The sequence below is a fragment of the Amycolatopsis sp. NPDC059027 genome (assembly GCF_042739735.1).
Classification (GTDB): domain Bacteria; phylum Actinomycetota; class Actinomycetes; order Mycobacteriales; family Pseudonocardiaceae; genus Amycolatopsis.
This window is the reverse complement of sequence record NZ_JBHYIK010000062.1, coordinates 54,723-56,813: the sequence shown is the minus strand read 5'-3', so window position 1 is coordinate 56,813 and position 2,091 is coordinate 54,723. Positions and strand designations below refer to the sequence as shown.

The following is a 2,091-nucleotide window of genomic DNA, read 5'->3' as shown; positions in this document are numbered from 1 at the left end:
CAGCACGAACAGCACGTCCGCGACACCACAACCTGACCATTACCCCACCCCGTCAACCCCACCCCACCAGCACAAACCAGGATGAAAAATCCCCATTGGGGCGCTCGACCACCGGGATCTCGGGCCGTCTTCGGAGCGGACGGGGGGCCGCTTAGCTCAGCCGGAGGTCCAGCGTGCCGGTCAGCCTGATCTCGCGCACCATGGTCTCGCCGGTGTCGAGCGTGCGGACCGTGCCGTCCGGTGCCCAGCCGGCGCGGCGGTAGAACCCCAGCGAGGCGTGATCGGACTGCGCGACCCAGGCGATGCCGCGCTCGGCACCGTCCTCACGCAGGCCCGACGCCGCCGTCGCGAGCAGCCGGCCCGCGTGCCCCCGACGTCCCCAGCGGGGTTCGACCAGCAGGGTCGCGATGAGGCCGGTGGTGGCGGCGTCCTCGGGCAGCGTGCCGTCGGCCGCGGCGACTTCGCTTTCCGGGGCCTGGCCCGAGACGCAGAACCCGACCGTGAAATTCCCTTCCGTGGCCAGGTGGACGCGGGTGCCGGGGTAGCCGATCGTCTCTCGCCACGTCCCTTCGAGATCCGCGCCGACGAGGGTGCTGATCGCGTGCTCGCCAAGGATCTCGGTGTACGCGGCGCGCCACGTCTCGCGCTGGATCCGGGCGATCTCCCCGACGTCCCCGGCGGTCGCGGGGCGGACTGCGGCGTCGCTCATCCCGGCAAGATAGCGCGCCCGGCGAAAACTGTCGGGGGTGGCTGGCACCATGGCCTCACCATGCAGACGATCAGTATTCCGGTGGCCCGGCGCACCGCGCTGGCCGCACAGGGCTTCGCCGACCCGCGCCCGGACACCACACCGACCCGGCGCCATCTCAACCGTGTCCTCTCCCGGGTCCAGCTGCTGCAGCTGGACTCGGTGAACGTCGCGGTCCGGGCGCACTACATGCCGGTGTTCTCCCGGCTCGGCGCGTACGAACCGGCGTTGGTGGACGAGGCCGCGTGGACGCATTCCGCGCGCAAACCCCGGCTGCTGCTCGAAACCTGGGCCCACGAGGCGAGCCTGCTGCCGGTGGAGGACTGGCCGTTGCTGCGGTCCGGCGCGAAACGGGACGGCTGGTGGAAGCACTACGGCCCGATCATCGAGCGGTCACCCGGCCTGGTGGACGACATCCTCGCGGTGGTCAAGGAGCTCGGCCCGATCGGCGCCGGGGGCATCGAGCGCGAGCTGGAAACCGGAGTCGCGGCACGGCCGCCGGGGTCGTGGTGGGAGCGGTCCGAGGTGAAGAAGGTGTGCGAGTACCTGTTCGGTGTCGCGCAGCTGACCACCGGCACCCGGAAGTCGTTCGAGCGGCTGTACGACCTGACCGAACGCGTGGTGCCGCCGGAGATCCTGGCCCGCCGGATGAGCGCCGACGAGGGCGCGCGGCGGCTGATCGACCGCTCGGCCCGCGCGCTGGGCGTCGCGACCGAGACGGATCTGCGCGACTACTACCGCCTGGGCCCGGCGGTGGCCCGGCAGGCAGTGTCCGAACTGGTCGAAGCGGGGCGGCTGGAGCCGGTGCAGGTGCGCGGCTGGAAGGCCGTCGCGTACCGGCACGCCGAGGCCCGTACCCCGCGGGCGGTCGCCGGGCGGGCGCTGCTGTGCCCGTTCGACCCGCTGATCTGGGAACGGGCCCGCACCGAGCGGCTTTTCGGCTTCCACTACCGCATCGAGATCTACGTCCCCGAGGCGAAACGGGTCCACGGCTACTACGTGTTCCCGTTCCTGCTCGACGGCGAACTCGTCGGCCGCGTCGACCTCAAGGCCGACCGCGCCGCCGGGGTCCTGCGGGTGCAGGGCGCGTTCGCGGAGTCCACTGTGGACCATGGCAGGGTGACCGTCGAACTGGCGGCGGAACTCGCGCACATGGCCGAATGGCTCGGTCTCGACGGCGTCGTGGTGGGGAAGCGGGGTGATCTCGCGCCCGCACTCAAGCGCCTCGTCCGCTGAGGGATCCTGGCGTGCGCGGGGGGGGGGGGGGGGGGCACCCCCCCCGGGAAGGCCCACCCCCCCCCCCCCCCCAACCCCGGGGGTCCCCGAGGGGGGGGGGCGCGGGA

Annotated in this window: 2 protein-coding genes; one reads left to right on the top strand and one right to left on the bottom strand. The window is 72.5% G+C overall.

Annotated elements, in window-relative coordinates:
• Positions 1-151: 151 nt before the first annotated feature.
• Complete coding sequence (locus ACFWY9_RS33985; RefSeq protein WP_378340782.1) at positions 152-709, bottom strand: GNAT family N-acetyltransferase; 558 nt, start codon at positions 707-709, stop codon at positions 152-154.
• A 60-nt stretch (positions 710-769) separates the two neighbouring features.
• Here ACFWY9_RS33985 and ACFWY9_RS33980 point away from each other — a divergent pair, with 60 nt between their 5' ends.
• On the top strand, positions 770-1,984 hold the full coding sequence (locus tag ACFWY9_RS33980; RefSeq protein ID WP_378340781.1) for a winged helix-turn-helix domain-containing protein: 1,215 nt from the start codon (positions 770-772) through the stop codon (positions 1,982-1,984).
• The last annotated feature ends 107 nt before the right edge of the window (positions 1,985-2,091 follow it).

Bases quoted from the DNA above. Each gene is read 5' to 3' on its own strand.
- ACFWY9_RS33985 (WP_378340782.1), bottom strand. From the start codon at position 709: ATGAGCGACGCCGCAGTCCGCCCCGCGACCGCCGGGGACGTCGGGGAG.
- ACFWY9_RS33980 (WP_378340781.1), top strand. From the start codon at position 770: ATGCAGACGATCAGTATTCCGGTGGCCCGGCGCACCGCGCTGGCCGCA.